This is a genomic window from Nocardia yamanashiensis (assembly GCF_021183565.1).
Classification (GTDB): domain Bacteria; phylum Actinomycetota; class Actinomycetes; order Mycobacteriales; family Mycobacteriaceae; genus Nocardia; species Nocardia yamanashiensis.
In genome coordinates, this window is the sequence record NZ_CP089226.1 from 2,670,605 (window position 1) to 2,691,017 (window position 20,413).

Genomic DNA, 20,413 nt, shown 5'->3' on the forward strand with positions numbered 1-20,413 from the left:
TACCGTCGAATCTTGTTGGTGACCAATAAATCTGGACTCGACGGGCATCGGGTGCATCCGAGGTTCGCCGAAGATCGGTGGGAGTCGTCCCAATGAATGTGCTCGACGATCTCCTGACCCACCTCGACGACCCCACGACCTCCAAGCGCTCCGATGATGTTCGGCGGCAATTCGGAGAGCGCGGTCTCGCCAGCGTTGGTTTCCTGGTTCCAGAGTCGGCGATCACACAGGTGCGACAGGAGGCCGAGCTATTGGCCGCCGCCCACGGCGTCCGGCGCGATCTGCGATTCACCGAAACCGGGAACACCGCCCGACATATGCGCAACGTGCGCCGCCACGCGATCCACGCGCACGGCCGTGTACTGCCCGCGCTCTACGAGGCCGCCTGTCTGCGCGAAGCACTCGCCACAATCGCCGGCGAGCCAGTGCTACCGTGCCCATACCAGCCGGAGCAGTACGTGATCACCGAATTGATCGCCGCCGGTGATACTCACGGATGGCACTGGGACGACTACAGTTTCGCCCTCGTCTGGGTGCTCGAATGCCCGCCCGCCGAAGACGGCGGCTTCGTACAGTTCGTACCGAACACGGTGTGGGACAAGAACGATCCATGCCTGGCCCGCCAATTCATCGGCAACCCGATCCATTCCGTGGAGTTGAAACCCGGCGATCTATACCTGATGCGCACCGACACCACCTTGCACCGGGTCTATCCACTACGGGCCGGCCGTCGCCTGATCGTCAACATGGCCTACGCGTCCCAGGCCGACCTGACCAAGCCGATCAGCCACGAAACCATGGACGCGCTGTGGGAAGCGACGTGAGAACGTCGAACGCCGGGCGAGATCGACGAAGCGTGCCGACTCGGAGAAGAGACACTCACAACGGTCGAGCAGACGACCTCGGACCGCGTTCTGGTCAAGGTGACGGTATGAAGTGAGCATGACTCGTATCGGTGTCGCCGGCCATATGAACATCACCGCGGACACAGCGGTGCTGGTTTACGACGAGATCACCCGGATGCTGGCTGCCGCAGGACCTTCCAGCGAACTCGTCGGCATCAGCTGCATCGCTCGCGGTGCAGACAGCGTCTTCGCACAGGCCGTCCTCGACCTCGGCGGCCGGCTCGAAGTGGTATTGCCCTGCCGGAGCTACCGCGAACGCAAGGTGAAGCCCGACCACGCCGAACAATTCGACGCGCTGCTCGCCCGAGCGGACGTAGTGAACGTTCTGGATTTCGACGTTGCCGGTGCCGAAGCATACGAGGCGGCCAATGAATCGCTCGTGGGATCGAGCGACCGTCTCATCGCGGTGTGGGACGGCAAACCCAGCGAGCAAGGCGGCACCGGCACGGTGGTCGAATTCGCCCAGAGCAAAGGAGTCCCGGTCGATGTCGTCTGGCCGGCCGGATCCACCCGCGCCTGACCGACGGTGTTCATTCGCAAATGGCTTGGCAGTCGGTGACCGCGAAGGTGCAGTTGCTGATCACGCCCTTACCGATGTGCCTTCGCCTGGCCGTAAGCGGCAACTCGATCTGCGCTCAGCCCAGTGCGGCCAGCAATTCCACAACGAGTAGAGCGGCAGCGGTGACGAGGACCGTCACGACGACCACCGATCCCGTCGGGTAGCGCCACGCTATGAGCGTGACCGCTGCCGCGGTAATGACGAGAATTCGGAGTGGGCTACGAAAGCGGGCCACGGCGGATTCGATTGCGAGCGGGTTTCGGTCGGTGCGACGCGCTCGTATCGCGGCGAGTGCACGGTTGTATTGGGCGCGAACCGCGGTCGCGGATGCGGAGGGTCCGCTGAGGAATCCGATGAGCGCGATCACCACGCCCAGAGTGAAAACCGCACGGAGCGTGGTGCGTAGCGGTTCCAGGAACGCATCGATCATGACTGCGGCCACTGATGGGGAGAGCGCGTCGGCGGGTAGCGCGTGTAGGTAGGCCGATCGTGCGATGCCGATGGTGGCGGCGAGTATCACCATGGCCACCGCCAGGGCCGCGCCTGTCCACGAAAAGGCCCGGCGGCGACCGCCTTTCGGTGCGGCCCATACCGCGATGACGGCGAGCAGCGTGGTGATCCACGGCAGCAGGTCGGCGGCGCGGTCGAGGATCGATGCCCAGCGTTGCGCCTTGACCAGTTGCGGGGATTCGAACAGGACGAACGACTCGTCGATTGTGGGTACGCGTTCGGCGAAGGTGAAGCCGCGATCGGTCAGGGCGGTGCGGACGCGGTCGATGGTGGGGGCGAGGGATATCGAGACAGTGCCGGTGTCGTTCATGTCGATGGCTTCGCGCGTGTCGCCGGTCAACATCGTGACGAGCGCTTGGTGCGCCTGGCGGTTGGCTTGGGTCCACAGGGTGGTGAATTCGTCCGAGTTCAATACGGATTCGGTGGTTTCGTGGACGAAGTCGTGTGCTTGTTGCTCGATGACCGGGGCCAGGCCGACGACGGCCGGAGGTACGCGTGGGGAGTCTTCGGCGATGGCCCGTAAGGCTTGTGCGGTAACGGTTTCGACGTCGAGGCGGGCCATGATGGTCGTGGTGATCCGGTCGGTGAGTGCGGCGAGCAGGGTCGGGTCGGCGCTCAGTGGGGCGACGGTCTGGACGTAGCGGTCGGTGTCGAGCAGTTCGCCGTGGAGGAATCGCGCCAGGACCGAGGCCAGGGCGAGTACGCCGACCAGGATCACTGAGACGAGAGTGAGGGACCAGCGCAGGGTGGTTCGGCCGGTGCGGCGGGTTGCGAGTTCTCTGCGCAGGCGGGTGAGTTCTTCGCGTTCGTCCGGATCGAGGGCGCCGGCGCGGTCCTGGGGGTCGTCTCGCGGGTTCATCGGGTCAGTTGCCGATCCGGCTGCCGACCGTGTGGACGATCACCACCCGGGGGTTCCATGGCACGAGATCGTCTACGCGGCTTTGTAATTCGCCCACGGGCGGGAGGTCGGAGGGCCCGAATATCTCGATGGTGGCTTTGTCGCTGTTCAGTGTCACCTGGGTGACCTCGGCGCCCTGGACGCCGCTGAGCCAGGATCGGGTGGCTTCGGCGATTTGATCGGCCCAGAGGGTGGATAGGGAGTTCACGACCATCGGGATCGCCACCAGGAGCAGCGCTGCCGCGAGCACCGCGTACGCGCGTCCGTGTTTCGCGGCGCCCGCACCTGCCTCGCGGGCGAACCCGGTGGCGATGAAAACCGCTGTGGCCGTGACGATCATGGCCACCATGTTGGAGGCGAACAGGACGAACGCTCCCAGTGCGAGCGCGGGTGCGTTCGAACCGAGGCAGACCCCCACGACGCCCAGTGGCGGCACCAGGGAGATCGCGATCGCGACACCGGGCAGCACATCGCCGACATCGCGGCGGATTATCGCGATCACACCGACGAGCCCGGTGGCGAACGCGGCTGTCAGGTCCATCAGTTTCGGTGAAGTACGCCCTGCCACTTGAGAATTGGTGAGTACATCGGCGGGATTGGGTAGCAGTTTCGCGACCAGGAAGCCGATCGTCACCACCAGCACGATGCCGGTGGCGACCAGCAGCAGGCTGCGGGCGATCAGCGACCCGCGCCCGGTCGCGATGCCCAGCGCGACACCCAGGATCGGCACCGACAGCGGCGCGACGATCATCGCGCCGATCACGGTGGCGGTGGAATCGCCCACCACCCCCGATACGGCGATCACGCTCGACAGCACGAGCATGATCCAGAAGGCGGAGCGTTTGGCGCCGGTATCACCGCTACCCAGGTCGAGCCGATCCACCAGCTCATCGAGAGTCCGGCGCTGACTCTCGGGTGCGAGCACTCCCATGACCGCTCCTTAACCTGAGGGCCAGCCGCCGTTCGCGCGGCTCATGTCGGCGTCTTTGCCCGCCAGATGCTGGATGCCGAGTTTCTCGGCGAACAGGTGACGCTGGGTGATCCAGCCCAGCACCGACAGACCGATCCAGGCCAGGGTGACGGTGACCTGCTGTATCCCAGGGTCGGGATTGCGTAGGAAGGCAAGGGAATCACTCATCCGCCCGAGCCCGCTGAGCACCATGCTGGCGCCGCCGATCGAGGTCAGCCACAGCAGCGCGCGGGCCCGGAACTTCTCGGCCAGGAACGCACCCGCCACGCACACCGCGAGCGCGACGATCATGCTCAACGCGAAGTTCTTGTCGCCGGGCTGCAGCACGGTGGCCAGTTTCGTGCCGATCATCGCGCCGGTGAGGCCGCCTATGAAGTAGGAGGCGAACCGGAAGACCAGCGAGGTGACCACCCACGAGGACACCGCGCCGATCAGGCCGATCAGGATCAGCCAGGAGAACGAGGCGTTGAAAAGGTCGGCGATCATCCAGCCGAGGCCGAATCCGATCGCGAGGATCCCGAGGTGCACCGACCGGATCCCATAGAAGCACAGCAGCGCCCCGACCAGGGCGACCACGATACCGTTCACGTGCGTTCCTCTCGCCAGTCGAGCTGCGAACCCGTCGGTCGCGGGCCGTACGGCTGATGAGCGACTACCGACCGGCCGACGCTACGGGGTACCGACCGCCGGCGCCTCACACCCTTCGGGTGAGATCCGACAAGCGCCAAAGTCGTTTGCGTGCCGGGAGTGGCTGATGAGGAAGCGGCTGATCGAGGGTTATGCGGTCGAGACCTGGAGGTCACGGAATAGGCGCGATTGTGTTGACTGCGTGAAAACTCTCCCCAATCCCATTGCTAGGAGATTGCGGAGTGACGTAGTTTTATGTTCCGTAGCTCGCGGTACCGGCATTGTGAATGCGGCACCGCCACCATTCTCAGCTCGTCGCGGCGCGGATGAACAGGGTCGGGGGACCCGCTTGCGAAGGATCTGCCATGAGCCAACTTCCTTATTCGACAAAGAAATCGACGATCGCCACCGAGCGTGTCGGCGAGCGGCCGAGCCGGGTTCTCGTTGTGGACAGCAATCCGGCCATGGCGGAGATCGCGGCGCTCGTGCTGGGCAAAGCGGGGCATGAGGTGCGGGTTGCGCCCAGCGGGGAGCAGGCGGTGGCTGTTTCCCGGCGGTGGAGTCCCGATCTTGTGCTGCTGGAGCTGGCGTTGCCGGACGTTTCGGGGACACGGTTGTGCCGGGTGCTGCGGCAAGAAGTCCAGGTTCCGGTGATCGCGTTCTCGCTCGATGGCGACCCGGAGGAGATTCGCGAGCTGTTCGCGGCGGGAGCGTTCGGTTATCTGCCCAAACCGTTCCGGACCACCGAGTTGCTCGATCGTGTCCGTGCGTGCCTGACCCCGCGGTTGTCGGCCTGACCGGAGCATCGACCGCGCTGACGACTGGCCTGTGCGTGCGGTAGCGCAAAATCGTTCGATGGTCCGGATTTCCGACATCACCGCCCTCGACGCGTGGCTGAACGAGCACTACGAGTTCGACGACGGCGTTCCGACGGTGGTGGAGCAGTCGAGCGATGGTGCGGTGACGCTCAGGTTCGACGAGTACGTCGAGCGGGGGTTGCGGCCGGGGGATGTGTCGGTTGTCGATGTGTACGAACTCGTCGCCGAGGCACCCTTGGAGTTCGACGCTCCCGAGAGCCCGCAAAGCGAACATCGGATCGAGGATGCCCAGGCGGATGCGAACGGCCGCTTGGTTATTCGGCTCTATGACGGGTGCCTGGTTGCCGAGGCGGTGACGGTTCAGCGAGTGCGGACAGAACGCCGGCGCACCGAGCCGTGGGTATCCGACGAATTCACCGTCACCACCGATGATCGCCACGACGATCGATTCTGGTCCGCGGCGGTGAGCACCGCGCTGGGCGCACCCGTGGTGTGGCGGATGCTCGCCGCCCCGACGCCACGCGAACCCGGCTCGGATATCGACGGCTGCTTCCTGCAGGCCCGGGATCGATTGGCGGAGACCGACTATGGCGTGTTCTGTACCCGGCACTCCGATGGCAGCGTGACCTTGCGGCCCAACGGCGACACCGATCCCGCGCTCTGGCGAGCGGTGCGGTTCGTGGCGGCCGAGTTCGCGACGGTCCGCTCGGGCAACTGCGTCTTCGGCTCGCACGATTGGGTGACTTATCTGACCACCGGACAGTTCCCGCCAGATGAGAGGTTGCGAGGCGCAACACCCTCCCCTGCCGCCGTTCGGTCGGACGAGTCCTAGGCAGGGCGAGCGCGCCTGCCATCAGGCGACGTCGGGCATCGGTGTCACACTTTTCGTTCCTGCATCGTCAACTCAGCAACTAGGTTCCGCTACTCGAGAGAACGAGGCTGAGGATGACCATCGACGACCTGCGCACCAGCGTCCGCGGCGGGGTACTGCTGCCCGGTGACGCGGACTTCGAGCCGGCCGCGCAGCCGTGGAATACCGCGGTGGCGCAGTCGGTCGCGGCCGTGGTCGAGCCCGCCGACGCGCGGGATGTGGCGGCGGTGCTGGAATACGCGGCTGCCGCGGGCCACGTGGTGGTCACCCAGCCCACCGGGCACGGCGCGACCGGCGATATCGACGGTGCGATCCTGGTGCGCACCAAGCATTTCGACGGCGTGGAGATCGATGCCGAGCGCCGGATCGCCCGGGTCGGCAGTGGCGTGCAGTGGGGGCGGGTGCAGGCCGCAGCGGCCGCGCATGGGCTGACCGGGCTGGCCGGCAGCAATCCTGTGGTGGGCGTGACCGGGTACACGCTGGGCGGCGGATTCGGCTGGTTCGCAAGGAAATACGGCTGGGCCGCGGACGCGGTGCGCGCGATGGAGGTCGTCGATGCCGCCGGCAAGCCACAGCGAGTCACCGCCGAGTCCGATCCGTTGCTGTTCTGGGCGCTGCGCGGGGGCGGCGGCGATTTCGCGATCGTGACGGCCCTGGAATTCGAACTGTTCCCACTCCCCCAGCTCTACGGCGGCCGGATGATGTGGGCGGCCGAGCGTGCGCGTGAAGTGTTCGACCTGTTCGTCGAGCTGACCACCGGGGCGCCGGAGGAGCTGTCGGTGTGGTTGCAGCGGTATCAGATTCCCGGTGCCGCCCCGACCGTCGCGATCGATTTCGCCTATCTCGGCGATCCGGCGGAGGGCCGTCGGCTGACGGCTCGTCTCGATGCGCTCGGCGGCATCGTGGCCGATTCCCGTGGTCTTCTCACTCCTGCCGAGATCGGGCGGATCACGGCCGAGCCCACCGACCCCAGCCCGTCCCTCTCCCGCGGCGAACTCCTCACCAATCTCGGCGATGCGGTGGTCAAGACGCTTATCGACGAGCCGGTCGCCCCATTGCTCAATATCCAGATCCGCGCGCTGGGCGGCGCCCTGGCCCGACCGTCGGCCGGTGGTGGCGCGCGCGGTCCGGTCACCGAGCCGTATGCGCTCTACTTGCTGGGCCTCGGGCTGCCGCACCTGCGCGAGGCGGTCGACACCCGATTCGGCGAGATCAACGATGCGCTGGGTTCGCACCTGACTGGCGCCAAGCCGTACACCTTCCTCGCACCCGGCGAGTCCGCCGCCGCGGCCTTCGACCCGCAGACCCTGGACCGGCTCCAGCAGATCAAGCGCCACCGTGACCCGAACAACGTCATCCGCGCCAATTTCCCCGTGCACGCCTGACCACCCGGCGCATTCGGTGATCACTTAACGCCCACCACCCGATGCCCCAATGTGCCGCTGCGCAATACTGATTCGATGGGTACCGACGACATCCCGCAGCCCGCCGCCCACGGCGCGCTCGCCACCGCCATGGCGAACCTGGAACGTACGCAGCGCCGCTTCCCCGAGGGGCAGCGCCGCATTTTCCTGGCTGCGCTCGATGCCTTCGCCGAACGGGGGTTCCATGCGACGACGACGCGGGATATCGCGGCACGGGCGGGGCTGAGTCCGGCCGGGCTGTATGTGCACTTTGGATCGAAAGAGGAAGTGCTGCATCAGATCTCGGTGTCGTCGGTGCGGCTGACCCATAACGTGGTGAGCGCCGCCGCGACCGCGCCGGGGACGCCGGTGGAGCGGTTGGCGGCGATGGTGCGGGATCTGACGGTGTGGCACGCCGAGCATGCGGCCACGGTGCGGATCGTGCTGCATCATCTGACGGACCTGACGCCCGAGCATCGGACTGAGGTGACCCAGATTCAGCAGGCCATCTACGAGATCATGGCCGCGCTGGTGACCGAGGGCGCCGGCACCGGTGACTTCGATGTCGCCGATCCCGGCGCGACCACCCTCGCCCTGACCTCGCTGTGTGTCGACACCGCGCGCTGGTATCAGCCCGGCTACCGGCGCACCCCGGCGCAGATCGGCGAAGACAATGCGACGGCCGCGCTGCGGGTGGCCGGGGTGCTCCAGCCCTAGGACGGGACGGCGACAGTCCGAGCCCGACACCGAGTGCGAGCAGGGGCGGTCGCGGTTTCGCGTGCGGGGAGCCGAGATTCACGGTCGCCGAGTTCGGTGGCCACCGTGGCGATGGTGTTCACCAGGGTGTCGAGGCGGGTGGCGAGTTCGGCGCGTTGGGTGGGGTCTCTGGTGGTAGCCGTCGTCGAAGAACAGTCGCCGGGCTGTGGCGAGCAGCTGTGCCCGAGTCTGGGCGTGGCTTTCCGTACGGCTCAGTCGCGGCATCGATCCGGACGACCACTGTCCCAGGTCCTGACCAGCGACCCGGTCATAGCATCGATCCTCACCGGCCTCACCCTCGGCAATCGCACCCCGACGGTCCCGATCACCCTCGTCACCGGGGACAACGACGACATCGTTCCCGCCGTCCCCGACCCGCTCCCTCACCCAGCGCTGGTGCGCGGCGGGCGCGAGCGTGCAACTCATCGAATCCCCACTGCCGACACTCCTGCCGGGGTCGATCCTCGGCCATACCGCCAACCTTCTTCACCAACACCACGACCTGGATGCACGACCGCCTAGCCGGGCAGCCAGCACCATCCACCTGCCGATGAGCACCCCGCCGACCGTGGGGCGAAAGCGCTGACGAGAGGCCCGGTGACGTTCGTCATGACATATCATGATTCGCTGGACCTCGAGTGCTGTTCAGGTTGCACGGTGAATGCGAACCATTTCGTTCCCCCGATCACTGAGGAGTTCCGATGAGCAGCGAACGCACCAAGGAACTGTTCCAGCAGCACCTCGAATACTGGAAGACCGGCGATCTCGATGGCCTCATGAAGGACTTCCACCCCGACGGCTTCATGATCAGCGGCAGCGGAATCGTTAAGGGTCTGGACAATATTCGCGATTTCTACGCCTATGTCTTCGCCAACGTCCTGCCCGACGATGTGCGGGCCGGGCTGGTGTTCGACAAACAGCAGTACGAGGGTGATGCCGTGTTCAGTGAATGGTCGGGTCCGGGCATCAAGTACGCCGCCGACACCATGGTTGTCAAGGACGGCCTGAAATGGGTCGAGACTTTCGCTGCCGTCTACGAATAACCCACTCCCGTAACTTGTTCCGAGAGGAGACCGGCATGTCCACCGACGAAACCCGAGCGGTGCTCGAACGCCACTTGAAGGCGTGGCGGGCGGGCGATATCGACGCCGTGATGGCCGACTGGGCCGAGGACGGCGTCCTGGTCAATGCCGCCGGCATCTTCGCCGGCAAGGACGCCATCCGCCCCTTCTACTCCGAGGTCTTCGGCACCTATTTCCCCGACGACGTCCGCGCCGCCGTCGACCTCGACCACATCAAAGTCGAAGGCGACGTCGCGTTCTGCGAATGGCAGGGCGGCATCGCCGAATACGCCTGCGACACCATCATCGTCCGCGACGGCAAGAAGGTCGCCCACACCTTCGCCGCCAAATACACGACGTGACCCCCCTTCACGCCAAACATTACCGGGGTCATCGATGTTGGGGTTGAACTCGGCAACGGCATCCCTGCGCTCGCACGGGTAACTGGAGATCTGATGCTGTCCAGTGCTCGTCAGTTCGAGAACTCGTTCACGCTGAACGACCCTCACATGATCGAGAACCAAACGTTCCAAGGCATTTAGGTCGCGATTGTGCGACTCCGAAGGGCGCGTTATCAAGCCGCAAACCATGGCAGTGCAGGATGCCGGGGCGGACTGAGGCAGGACCTATCGGAGACCGAAGGCGGTCGGCCCGTTGATCTTCGGGCCGACTGTTTGACCGTTCGAACCGCGCGGCTCGCGGCAATGTAGTACGTTCCCGGACGGTGCGACTGGAGCCGATTCGAGTTGCTTTGCAGGCTCGGCTTGAGGGGCTGGTCAAACCGCCGATCGATTTTGGCAGGCGGCGGCTATGTCCAGAATCAGTTCGGAGAACTCCGCGGGCATAGCGAGTGGGAGGTAGTGCCCGGCGCGGGGAACAACCAGTAGTCGGCCTTGCGTGCAGGCGGCCAGCGTTCGACGCTCACCGATACGGAAGTGATCGTGCGCGCCGTTGATGAGCCATACCTTTCCTGGAAATGCCCGCAGGCTGGCTGCCAGGTCGAAATCTCCAAGCGCGGCAACGACATCGGGGATCACCTCGGTGGCGATGCCGCCGCGTTCGATATCGTTCGCCACTCGCAGGGGCAGCACCTTTTCAAAGACTCGGCGGCTGATTCGGTCACCGCCGTCGGGGCGCGTCGACAACGCTGTGTGCATGGCCTTGAAGGGCATTGCCAGCATTCGATTGGGCGGGCAACTGGCTCCGGCGACGATCAATCCCGCTACCCGAGTCGGGTCCGTGGCCGCAGCAGCGGCACTGGTGAAGCCGCCCAAGGAGTGTCCCACCAGCACTGCGCGGCCACCGACGCTGTCGAGGCCGTCGTGGATCGCGGTAATCGCCGCGTCCAGGGTGAACCGTTCGCCTCGACGACTCCCGTGGCCCGGCAGGTCGACCGTGGCAACCTGGCGCTCGACGGTCAGCCGTTCGGCGACCGCGGGCCAGCAGGTGCCGCTGAGTCGGATGCCATGGACGAGAACGACGGGAATGGGGGACATGCTCACTCCTAGATTGCAACGCAACGTTGCGTTGCAATCTAGCCGCCTCGTCGGTGATATGCAACGCCACGTTGCGTTGTATTGTTGGCCAGGTGGAGAGATTGGACCGCCGAGCTGAGAACGGGCCCCGGAGAGCGCGGGAGATCTTCGCGGCTGCGCTGAGCTTGCTGTCCGCCGAGGGCTATGAGGGCCTGACGATGGAGGCGGTCGCAACGCGGTCGGGCGTGAACAAGACGACTCTCTACCGCTGGTGGCCTTCGAAAGACGCACTACTTGCGGCCGCGCTGAACGATTCCGATCTGCTGAGCTTCACGGTTCCCGACACCGGAAATCTGCGTGAGGACCTGCTGGCGGTAGCGACAGGGATCCGTCATCTGCTCACCGACGAGACGACTGCCCCCATCGCGACCGCCGTACTTGCCGCCGCGCCAGGGAGACCACAGCTGGCAACGATCAGCCGCGCCTTCTTCGCCGGTCGTCTGGAACGGGAACGGCCCATGTTCGAACGGGCGGTCCAACGCGGAGAACTTTCCGGGTCCGCAGACCCCGCAGCGATCATGGACACATTGGCCGGCTCGATCTGGTTCCGCATACTCCTGCGAGGCGAGGCCGCGTCTCCCGAATACCTGCGCGGCATAGTCGATCTCGTTCTATCGGGCACCGAAACATCTTGAGTACTGGCACCTGCCGACCTGCACGCTCCCGTTCCAACCCGCATCAAACGAACAAGACACGCTCCATTCGGCATGAGCGCGCACTTGAGTCCACCAGAGCCAGCCTCCAGACCGAGGCATCGGTGCCGGCACGGAGGCTGCCGGGCACGATTAGGACGAGGAACGGATGCGGCCATGGTTCCCAGCAAGAGCGGAGTCGGTGGCGGCCTCAGCGGTCCCGTAGGTGGTACGTCTCATCGCTGCCATGCGTGCAGCAGGTCCTCCGGACCCCAGTGCGCGGCGAGCGGCAGGTCACCTTCGACGCCCGATCTCGAGACCGCTATGAGTGGGGTATCGAGTTGTGTTCCGGGAACGGCGAGTACAGCTCGGGCCAAGGCGTCGTAGTCATGCCGGTCGAACGGATGGTCCTCGAGCCATTTGATCGATCCGACAAAATGAACCGCGCCTGCCACGGGTTCGCGATCGGCGCCGATCAGGTCGATCTCGGGATTGTTCTGCCGGTTCCACCAGCCGCCCACTGCTTCGGTATCGGGCCATCGGTCATCAGGTAGTAAGCGCTGCAATGATTCTCGGACCGCCGGCTCGATCGCGCGACCGCGCCATGTGGTCCACGAGCGCTCGATCCGCTCCAAAGCCAGATCGCCCCTGCCCCTTTCGACGAGCGGGATCGCTCGCTGCAGGAAGGCGAGCCAGAAGCGAAGATACGAGTCGGCGATGCGGTAGCGCTTGTTCTTGCTGCCAGGCTTCGTCGACAGCGGGATATCGGCGGCCACGATTCGCTTGTCCTGCAAGGTATTCAGCAACGGGGTCAGTGTCCCCGCGGGCAGTGCGCCAGTGCCTCCTGCGGCAGCGGCAATGGTGCTGAAGGTGCGTTCGCCACTACCGACCGCTTCGAGGACCGCTCGCGAGCGCGAAGACTCCGGAAACTCACCCAGCAGCGACAGTTCACCCGCGACCAGCAGGGGTGAGAGCGGATTCGCCGTGGCATCACGCAGGAAATCGGTGCGGGTCATCCCCGGCCGCCAGGATTGCACGATCTCGGGGAATCCACCGGTGATCAGAAGAGCGTCGAACGACTCGGCCGGGGACAGCCCCGTCATCATCTGCACATCGGCCACGTGCATCGGCTGCACGGCCATCTTCGTCGCCCGTCCGAAGAAGGGCCGGCTATGGGTTTGCAGAGCCTCCATCACCGAGATGTCACTGCCGACGAGGATCAGCAGCACGGGTTTGGCCGACAGATGCCGATCCCACACCGTCTGCAGGGCGCCTTCGAACTCCGAATCCTGTTCGACCAGCCACGGCACTTCGTCGATCACCACGATGCTGACAGCATCGTCGGGCAGGGCGATGGCCAAGGTCCGCAACGCCTGGTTCCAATCCGACGCCGAGATGCCCGCAACCAACTCCGCCCCGCGCAATGGCGAATGCGCGAGAGTGGCGATGAAGTCGTCTCGTTCGGACACCGGATTCCGCCCTCGCGTCGCCTGAAAGACGACATAGGGCAGCCCGGATAGGTCACAAAACTCCTGAACCAGCCGCGACTTCCCGACCCGGCGGCGACCGGTCATGATCACCGCACGCCCCCGGGTCGCACCAGTGCCGGCGACCACCAGATTCAACTGCATACCCAGCAGCTCCAGATCGACCGCGCGCCCTTTGAACTCCACCGCCAACCTCCCCGAACTTCGTACGTCGATCTAACCTTACATATATCCAATCTAAGTAAGATTCAATCTATGTAACCCAGGCCACTCAGTCCAGGGTCTCCCCTTGCCGGCCCCGCGAGAACCAGGGGGCCGGTCGCAGATGACGATCGAGCGGGCCGCACAGCCGGCTTCGACAGCAGGTAAAAGACGTTCTGCTGCGACATGCCGGACAACCCGGCCAGCCGAGTCGGCGTGTAGTAGTCCGGGTCCGCGGCACGCAGCCTCAGGAGAAGTTGCGACCTGGCGCCCTTGACCTTCTTCCCTGCTTCGATAACTCGGCCGTACTCGAGGAAGTGCTTCCCGATCAAATCATCGCGCTCTGCGTCATTGATGGCACATCGACCGACCGTACAAACCACTGGTAGACGCCGCTTCCCACTTCAGCAACAGAGGGAACCCTGTGGTAGCTGACCATTTGCTCAACTTCGAAAATCCCCGGCTTGCCGCATCTACGACCCGCCGACTCCCGTCGTGGGGTACTACCGGCACAACCCAGGACAGGGACTCGAACCTTCCAACTCATTACCAACTTCTGAGCGCAGGCGCTGCGGGAGTAGCCGGGACGGAGAGGGACACACGCCCATTGAAATACGCTTTGCACCAGAGGATTTCGCGTCTTCTCGGGACACTCGAGGACAGCTGAGGACCCCAGAAATCCTGCGATCTTGTGCCTGGTCGCCGCAGGCTCGGGAGCTAGTCTTCGGCGGTCAGCCAGGCGCGCAGGTCGGTGACCAGTTGGAGTTCGGCGGCGACCACGGCGCGGTCGGCGGTGTCGAGGTCGAGTTTTTCGATCTCGGCGACGAGTTCGGCGACGCGGGTGGGGTTTTCGGCGGCGGCGGCGATTTCGGCGAGCATGGCCAGGGCGCGGCCGTGTACTACCGGTGGGGCGGTGTCGCCGAAGCGGCGGATGCCGGCTTCGATGGCGCGGGTGGCGGCTTTGTCGTCGAGTTTCTGGTCGCGCAAGATGGTGGCGTTGTCCAGGACGCGGGCCAGGCCCTCGAGTGCTTTGGCACCGCCGTATTCGGGGTCGGGTTCGTCGTGCTGGACGTAGATGATGGTGTTGCCGACGGGATCGACGACGGTGAAGCGGCTCTGGCCGGGTTTGAAGCGGGTGATGCGGGGCGTGCCGCGGGCGGGGATCTTGCCGTAGCGGGCGCGCAGGGCGGCGGTGAATTCCACGTGCCAGGGCTCGATCTCGTCGACGAAGACCACGCAGCCGATGTGCGCGGCCTCGGCGTCGATGCCTTTGGGGGTGGGTCCGAAGTGCAGTTGGAAGCCGTCGCGTGCCACGGCGCCGTAGGTGTAGGGGCGGGTCTGTTCGTAGGTGACGGTGTAGCCGAGTGTGCGGTAGAAATCCAGGGTTTCGGGCAGGTCGCCGCCCCAGAGCATGGGGGTCGAGATGTTCGCCATCGGGTGCCTCCTCGCGGTTTTGCTTCGCCGCGATCCAAACTACGGAGAGACATCGGTCCCACGCACATAGAAATTTTCGCGGGCCCGGTTAGGCTGCGTGCGTGGAGAACCCGTTCGGGGCCGTGGGCACCGCCAACTACGTCAATCTGGTCACCTTCAAGAAGGACGGCACGCCCGTCGGCACCCCGCTGTGGGCCGCGCTCGACGGCGGGAAGATGTACATCTGGACCGTCACCGACAGCTGGAAGGTGAAGCGGATCCGGCGCAATCCGCAGGTCACCTTGCAGCCGTGCGATGTGCGGGGCAAGACGCACGGGGAGATCGTGAAGGGCACCGCGGTGGTGCTCGATGCCGCCGGCAGCGACCGCGCCCGGGCGCTGATCCGCAAGCGCTACGGCATCATGGGCATTCTCGCCATCGGCGGCAGCCTCATCCGGCGCGGCAAGAGCGGGACCATCGGTATCGAGGTCACCCCCGCGTAGCGGCTAACCGGCGGCCGCATCGGGGGTGATGGCCAGGCCGACGGAGCGATCGGGGCCGCGAAAGAGCTTGTGGCCCTTGATCGCCAGGCTGCCGATCCAGCCGTATTTGCGGCTCACCACCTCCCGCACGTGTTCGGTGCCGGCGGCGTCGAGCACCTGCGCGGTGCCGGTGACGATCTCGGTGCCGCGCACCCGTCCGCGGTTGTCGCAAACCTGTAGCGTGACGGCCGGATTGCGCCGGATGCGCTTGACCTTCCAGGTGCCCGGGTTGGTCCAGACCACGATCCGGTCCCCGTCGGGAGCCACCCAGACCGGCGTGCCGACCGGGGTGCCGTCCTTGCGGTAGGTGGTGATCAGCGCGTATTTGCCCTGTGCCACATCATGCCAAGTCATGTCCTCCACGGTAGGAATCCGGCGGTGCGGGCGCATCCGCCCGCGGACGGCCATCCCGCTACGCCTGCGGACGTAGCCCGGCGCGCGAAAGCACCGGACCGCCGGGGACCCGGTCCGGTGTTCGCTCGCGGCGTCAGCTCATGGGTTGTCCCCCGCGATGATGGCCCCGATCAGACCACCCACACCGCAGCCGACGATCGCGCCGATCAGGAAGAACCAGATCCCGATCAACACACCTACCAGGCAGCCGAGGATGGCGCCGGCGACGATGGTTCCGGCGCTGGCGACGTTCGCCAGCGCGGCCACCTGGGTGGTGGGCGCGGCGATATCGGCGGCGTTCTCCGGTCGTACCGTCAATACGGTTCCGCTGGAGTCGATTTCGGGCACCACGCTGACCGTGCGTTCGGCGGCCTGATAGGTCAGCGGCAGCGCGGCGAGCACCTCACCGCCGGTGCCGAGGATGTTCACGGCGCCGTCGGAGAATTCGAAATGTCCCGCGGTGAGAGTGGTGGTGAGGGCGGAACGGTCCTGGGCCAGCGCGATCTGATATCCGACTCCGCGGTCGACTCCGCTGATGCCCGGTCCGGCGACGGCGGGTTCACCGTGTGCGGTGGCGGTGGCCACGCAGAGCGCGGCGATGGAAAGCATTGCTGTAGCGGCTAATTTGGCAATTCGCATTATGGTTACCTGCAATCGAAGAGCCGATTCACCCCATGCTCGAGTAGGCGTTTCCGCACGGGAACACCGAATGGGTTGACTCGATTGCGCGAACACGAGGACGCGGCGAATCGGGAATACACTTCCAATTTTTCGGCCCAATAAGATGATTGGGTTGCCCAGCGCCTCCCCGGGTGACACCGGAACCATTCTTATGATCCGCTTAATGTCACACCCGGGGAAGATCAGGTGCCGGGGTTGTCCGCCCTTGTCCTGCGCGCCGCCCGACACGCCGCCCATCGCGTGTCGTTATTCCGCACCGAAATGCGGAATTCGCCTACTCCAGTTCGCCTTCGGTTTCCAGGTAGACCTGGCGCAGTCGCTCCAGGGTGGCGGCTTCGGGCTGCTCCCAGAGTTTCCGCTCCGCCGCCTCCAGCAACCGTTCGGCGATACCGTGCAGCGCCCACGGATTCGACTGCTCCATGAACTTGCGGTTCACCTCGTCGAAAACGTAACTGTCGGCCAGTTTCTCGTACATCCAGTCGGCGACCACATTGGTGGTGGCGTCGTAGCCGAAGAGATAGTCGACGGTGGCGGCCATTTCGAACGCGCCCTTGTAGCCGTGCCGGCGCATGGCTTCGAGCCAGCGCGGATTGACCACGCGCGCCCGGAACACGCGGGCGGTTTCCTCCGACAGGGTGCGGGTGCGCACGGCGTCGGGCCGGGTGCTGTCGCCGATATAGGCTTCCGGGTTCTTGCCGGTGAGCGCGCGCACCGCGGCGACCATGCCGCCGTGGTACTGGAAATAGTCGTCGGAGTCGGCGATATCGTGTTCGCGGGTGTCGGTGTTCTTGGCCGCCACCGCGATTCGCTTGTACGCGGTCCGCATGTCGTCGGCCGCGGGCGCGCCGTCGAGGTCGCGGCCGTAGGCGTAGCCGCCCCAGGTGGTGTACACCTGCGCCAGGTCCTCGTCGGTGCGCCAGCTCTTGGAATCGATGAGCTGCAGCAGGCCCGCGCCATAGGTGCCGGGCTTGGAGCCGAAGATGCGGGTGGTGGCGCGGCGTTCGTCGCCGTGCTCGGCCAGATCCGACTGGCTGTGCGCGCGAACGTAATTCGATTCCGCGGGCTCGTCCAGCCCGGCCGCCAGCCGCACCGCGTCATCGAGCAGGGCAAGCACGTGCGGGAAGGCATCGCGGAAGAAACCGGAGATGCGCACGGTCACGTCGATGCGCGGGCGGCCCAACTCCTCGAGGGAGATGGCTTCCAGCTTGGTGACGCGGCGGCTGGCCTCGTCCCACACCGGGCGCACGCCCAGCAGCGCGAACACCTCGGCGATATCGTCGCCGGAGGTGCGCATGGCCGAGGTCCCCCACACCGAAAGACCCACCGAGCGCGGGTATTCGCCGTGATCGGCGTGGTAGCGCTCGAGCAGCGAATCAGCCATGGCCTGCCCGGTTTCCCAGGCCAGCCGCGACGGCACGGCCTTGGGATCGACGGAGTAGAAGTTGCGGCCGGTGGGCAGCACGTTGATGAGCCCGCGCAGGGGCGAGCCGCTCGGCCCGGCCGGAATGAAGCCGCCGTTGAGCGCGTGCAGGATCCGCGCGACCTCGACGCCGGTCTGGCGCAGGCGCGGCACCACCTCGGTGGCGGCGAAGCCGAGCACCTTGCGCACGTTCTCGAGCCGCAGCGGCTCGTCGGTGCCGACCAGGTCCTCGGTCAGCGGATCGATGGCCTGCACGTCCCAGTCGTTCTGCTGCAACGCCGACACCAGCTCGCGAGCACGCGCCTCGAAGGTATCGACCCGTTCGCGCGATTCGTCGCCGCTTTCGCTGAGCCCCAAGGCTTCTCGCAGGCCGGGCACGTTGACCTCGCCGCCCCACAGCTGGCGGGCGCGCAGCATGGCCAGCACCAGATCGACCTCGGCCTCCCCCTCCGGGGCCTGGCCGAGCACGTGCAGGCCGTCGCGGATCTGCACGTCCTTGATCTCGCACAGCCAGCCGTCGACGTGCAGCAGCATGTCGTCGAACACGTCCTCTTCGGGGCGTTCGGCCAGCCCGAGGTCGTGGTCCATCTTGGCCGCGCGCATGAGCGTCCAGATCTGCTGGCGGATGGCGGGCAGCTTGGCCGGGTCCAGGGTGGAGATATTGGAGTGCTCGTCCAGGAGCTGCTCGAGGCGGGAGATGTCGCCGTAGGTTTCCGCGCGCGCCATCGGCGGGATCAGGTGATCGACCAGGGTGGCGTGGGCGCGGCGCTTGGCCTGGGTGCCCTCGCCCGGATCGTTGACCAGGAACGGGTAGATCAGCGGCAGATCGCCGAGCGCGGCATCGGTGCCGCACGAGGCGGACATGCCGAGGGTCTTGCCGGGCAGCCATTCCAGATTGCCGTGCTTGCCCAGGTGCACCATGGCGTCGGCGGCGAAACCCTCGCGCGCGGCGATCCAGCGGTAGGCGGCCAGATAGTGGTGCGAGGGCGGCAGATCCGGGTCGTGGTAGATAGCGACCGGGTTCTCACCGAAGCCGCGCGGGGGCTGCACGATCAGCACCACATTGCCGAATCGCAGTGCGGCGATGACGATTTCGCCCTTGGGGTCCTGCGAGCGGTCCACATACAACTCGCCCGGCGGCGGGCCCCACGCTTCGATGACGGCCTCGCGCAGGTCCTCGGGCAGGGTGGCGAACCATTCGGCGTACAGGTCCGCGGAGATGCGGATCGGGTTGCCTTCCAGCTGTTCGGCGCTCAGCCAGTCCGGGTCCTGGCCGCCGGCGGCGATGAGCGCGTGGATCAGCGCGTCGCCGTCCTGCTGCTCCAGGCCCGGGATCTCGCCCGCTTCGCCGAGATCGTAACCGGCCGAACGCAATTCGTTCAGCAGCTTGATCGCCGAGGCCGGGGTGTCCAGGCCGACCGCATTGCCGATGCGCGCGTGCTTGGTCGGGTAGGCCGACAGCACGATGGCGACCCGCTTCTCCCCCGCCGGAATGTGGCGCAGCCGCGCGTACCGCACCGCGATACCGGCGACCCGCGCGGCGCGCTCGGGATCCGGCACATAGGTCGACAGGCCGTCGGCGTCGAATTCCTTGAACGAGAACGGGACCGTGATGATGCGGCCGTCGAACTCCGGCACCGCCACCTGCGTGGCGACATCCAGGGGCGAGAGGCCGTCGTCATTGGCTTCCCACTGCGCGCGCCCGCTGGTGAGGCAGAGCCCTTGCAGGATCGGCACGTCCAGGTCGGCGAGCGCGCCCACATCCCAGGCTTCGTCGTCACCGCCGGCCGAGGCGGTCGCGGGCTTGGTGCCGCCGGCCGCCAGCACGGTCACCACCAGTGCGTCGGCCTGCCGGAGCCGGTGCAGCAGGGCCGGTTCCGCGGTGCGCAGCGAGGCGCAATACAGCGGGACCGCCCGCGCGCCCTGGTCTTCGATGGCGGTGCACAGCGCATCGATGTAGCCGGTGTTGCCCGCCAGATGCTGGGCGCGGTAGTAGACGACCGCGACGGTCGGTGCGCCCTCGGGCAGCTCGCGTGAATCGCGTTCCAGCTCACCCCAGCTCGGCATGTCCACCGGGGGTTCGAAACCGTGGCCGGTGAGCAGCACGGTGTCGGACAGGAAGTTGTGCAGTTGCCGCAGGTTCTCCGGGCCGCCGGCCGCCAGGTAGTTGTGCGCGTCCGCCGCGACGCCGCCCGGGACCGTGGAGATCTCCATGAGCTCGGCGTCGGGGGCGATCTCACCGCCCAGGGCGACCATTGGAATGCCGCTGGCGCGCACCGTGTCCAGGCCCTCCTCCCAGGCCCGGCGGCCGCCGAGAATGCGCACGATCACCAGGTCGGCGCCCTCGAGCAGGCCCGGCAGATCCGCGGGCAGCAGGCGCGCGGGATTGGCGAGCCGGTAGTCGGCCCCGCCGGCGCGCGCGCTCAGCAGATCGGTGTCGGAGGTGGACAGCAGCAGAATCACAGTTCGGCCTTCCTTGGGGTTGCGCGCCCAGCACGGTACGGCGCCCGCCGGGAAGGTCTGACTGTCACAGTGGCGCGACCGCACCGGAATTGCACCGGTTTCTTCTGGTCCGACGAGCCAGGGGATGGTATCGCGCCCGGGTCACGGTGCTGCAAAGGTGCAGCGCGCGGGTCTAGGAGACCGATCGGTCCGGGCGTACGCTGCCGGTATGCCGAAAACTCCAGGATGGGTCCGGCGGAACCGTTTTGCCGCCTGGTCAGGATACTTT

At 66.2% G+C, this 20,413-nt stretch carries 19 protein-coding genes; 10 read left to right on the top strand and 9 right to left on the bottom strand.

Going from position 1 to position 20,413, the window contains the following annotated elements; translation table 11 throughout:
* The first annotated feature begins 92 nt into the window (after window positions 1-92).
* On the top strand, window positions 93-824 hold the full coding sequence (locus LTV02_RS12960) for a HalD/BesD family halogenase (protein ID WP_233040244.1): 732 nt from the start codon (window positions 93-95) through the stop codon (window positions 822-824).
* A 118-nt stretch (window positions 825-942) separates the two neighbouring features.
* Window positions 943-1,425: a hypothetical protein gene (locus LTV02_RS12965; RefSeq protein ID WP_233040245.1), complete on the top strand. Its 483-nt coding sequence runs from the start codon at window positions 943-945 to the stop codon at window positions 1,423-1,425.
* Between the two features lie 115 nt (window positions 1,426-1,540).
* On the opposite strand, the gene LTV02_RS12970 is transcribed toward LTV02_RS12965, so the two are convergent.
* The 3 genes from LTV02_RS12970 to LTV02_RS12980 are packed head-to-tail and all read right to left on the bottom strand — an operon-like array spanning window position 1,541 to window position 4,430.
* A complete protein-coding gene (locus tag LTV02_RS12970) occupies window positions 1,541-2,833 on the bottom strand; it encodes a hypothetical protein (protein ID WP_233040246.1) in 1,293 nt (430 codons plus the stop codon).
* 4 nt (window positions 2,834-2,837) lie between these two features.
* The gene (locus LTV02_RS12975; protein ID WP_233040247.1) at window positions 2,838-3,803 is read right to left on the bottom strand and encodes a DUF389 domain-containing protein; all 966 of its coding nucleotides are present in this window, start codon (window positions 3,801-3,803) and stop codon (window positions 2,838-2,840) included.
* 9 nt (window positions 3,804-3,812) lie between these two features.
* Complete coding sequence (locus LTV02_RS12980; protein ID WP_233040248.1) at window positions 3,813-4,430, bottom strand: DUF4203 domain-containing protein; 618 nt, start codon at window positions 4,428-4,430, stop codon at window positions 3,813-3,815.
* Between the two features lie 404 nt (window positions 4,431-4,834).
* Here LTV02_RS12980 and LTV02_RS12985 point away from each other — a divergent pair, with 404 nt between their 5' ends.
* The 6 genes from LTV02_RS12985 (at window position 4,835) to LTV02_RS13015 (ending at window position 9,740) form a co-directional block, all read left to right on the top strand.
* Window positions 4,835-5,266: a response regulator gene (locus tag LTV02_RS12985; RefSeq protein ID WP_233040249.1), complete on the top strand. Its 432-nt coding sequence runs from the start codon at window positions 4,835-4,837 to the stop codon at window positions 5,264-5,266.
* Between the two features lie 58 nt (window positions 5,267-5,324).
* Complete coding sequence (locus LTV02_RS12990) at window positions 5,325-6,119, top strand: hypothetical protein (protein WP_233040250.1); 795 nt, start codon at window positions 5,325-5,327, stop codon at window positions 6,117-6,119.
* Window positions 6,120-6,232: 113 nt separating this feature from the next.
* A complete protein-coding gene (locus tag LTV02_RS12995) occupies window positions 6,233-7,543 on the top strand; it encodes an FAD-binding oxidoreductase (RefSeq protein ID WP_233040251.1) in 1,311 nt (436 codons plus the stop codon).
* 75 nt (window positions 7,544-7,618) lie between these two features.
* The gene (locus tag LTV02_RS13000; protein WP_233040252.1) at window positions 7,619-8,278 is read left to right on the top strand and encodes a TetR/AcrR family transcriptional regulator; all 660 of its coding nucleotides are present in this window, start codon (window positions 7,619-7,621) and stop codon (window positions 8,276-8,278) included.
* Window positions 8,279-9,018: 740 nt separating this feature from the next.
* Window positions 9,019-9,360 carry a nuclear transport factor 2 family protein gene (locus LTV02_RS13010; RefSeq protein WP_233040253.1) on the top strand — a complete coding sequence of 114 codons (342 nt, stop codon included), beginning with the start codon at window positions 9,019-9,021 and terminating at the stop codon, window positions 9,358-9,360.
* A gap of 35 nt (window positions 9,361-9,395) precedes the next feature.
* Complete coding sequence (locus LTV02_RS13015; protein WP_233040254.1) at window positions 9,396-9,740, top strand: nuclear transport factor 2 family protein; 345 nt, start codon at window positions 9,396-9,398, stop codon at window positions 9,738-9,740.
* A gap of 414 nt (window positions 9,741-10,154) precedes the next feature.
* Here LTV02_RS13015 and LTV02_RS13020 read toward each other — a convergent pair whose 3' ends face one another.
* A complete protein-coding gene (locus LTV02_RS13020) occupies window positions 10,155-10,874 on the bottom strand; it encodes an alpha/beta fold hydrolase (RefSeq protein ID WP_233040255.1) in 720 nt (239 codons plus the stop codon).
* A gap of 164 nt (window positions 10,875-11,038) precedes the next feature.
* On the opposite strand from LTV02_RS13020, the gene LTV02_RS13025 reads away from it, so the two are divergent.
* Window positions 11,039-11,548, top strand: a complete 510-nt coding sequence (locus LTV02_RS13025; RefSeq protein WP_233040256.1) for a TetR/AcrR family transcriptional regulator — start codon at window positions 11,039-11,041, stop codon at window positions 11,546-11,548.
* A 233-nt stretch (window positions 11,549-11,781) separates the two neighbouring features.
* Here LTV02_RS13025 and LTV02_RS13030 read toward each other — a convergent pair whose 3' ends face one another.
* A complete protein-coding gene (locus tag LTV02_RS13030; RefSeq protein ID WP_233040257.1) occupies window positions 11,782-13,218 on the bottom strand; it encodes an ATP-binding protein in 1,437 nt (478 codons plus the stop codon).
* Between the two features lie 732 nt (window positions 13,219-13,950).
* Window positions 13,951-14,667, bottom strand: a complete 717-nt coding sequence (locus LTV02_RS13035; RefSeq protein WP_233040258.1) for a VOC family protein — start codon at window positions 14,665-14,667, stop codon at window positions 13,951-13,953.
* Window positions 14,668-14,768: 101 nt separating this feature from the next.
* Between LTV02_RS13035 and LTV02_RS13040 the strand changes: the two genes are divergently transcribed.
* Window positions 14,769-15,149, top strand: a complete 381-nt coding sequence (locus LTV02_RS13040) for a PPOX class F420-dependent oxidoreductase (RefSeq protein ID WP_233040259.1) — start codon at window positions 14,769-14,771, stop codon at window positions 15,147-15,149.
* A 3-nt stretch (window positions 15,150-15,152) separates the two neighbouring features.
* Here LTV02_RS13040 and LTV02_RS13045 read toward each other — a convergent pair whose 3' ends face one another.
* The 3 genes from LTV02_RS13045 to cobN all read right to left on the bottom strand — a co-directional run bounded on the left by LTV02_RS13045 (window position 15,153) and on the right by cobN (window position 20,145).
* A complete protein-coding gene (locus tag LTV02_RS13045) occupies window positions 15,153-15,542 on the bottom strand; it encodes a PPOX class F420-dependent oxidoreductase (protein ID WP_233040260.1) in 390 nt (129 codons plus the stop codon).
* Between the two features lie 138 nt (window positions 15,543-15,680).
* Entirely contained in the window at window positions 15,681-16,190 is a 510-nt protein-coding gene (locus LTV02_RS13050) for a hypothetical protein (protein ID WP_233040261.1), read from the bottom strand.
* A 346-nt stretch (window positions 16,191-16,536) separates the two neighbouring features.
* Complete coding sequence (gene cobN / locus LTV02_RS13055; RefSeq protein ID WP_233040262.1) at window positions 16,537-20,145, bottom strand: cobaltochelatase subunit CobN; 3,609 nt, start codon at window positions 20,143-20,145, stop codon at window positions 16,537-16,539.
* Window positions 20,146-20,413: the final 268 nt, after the last annotated feature.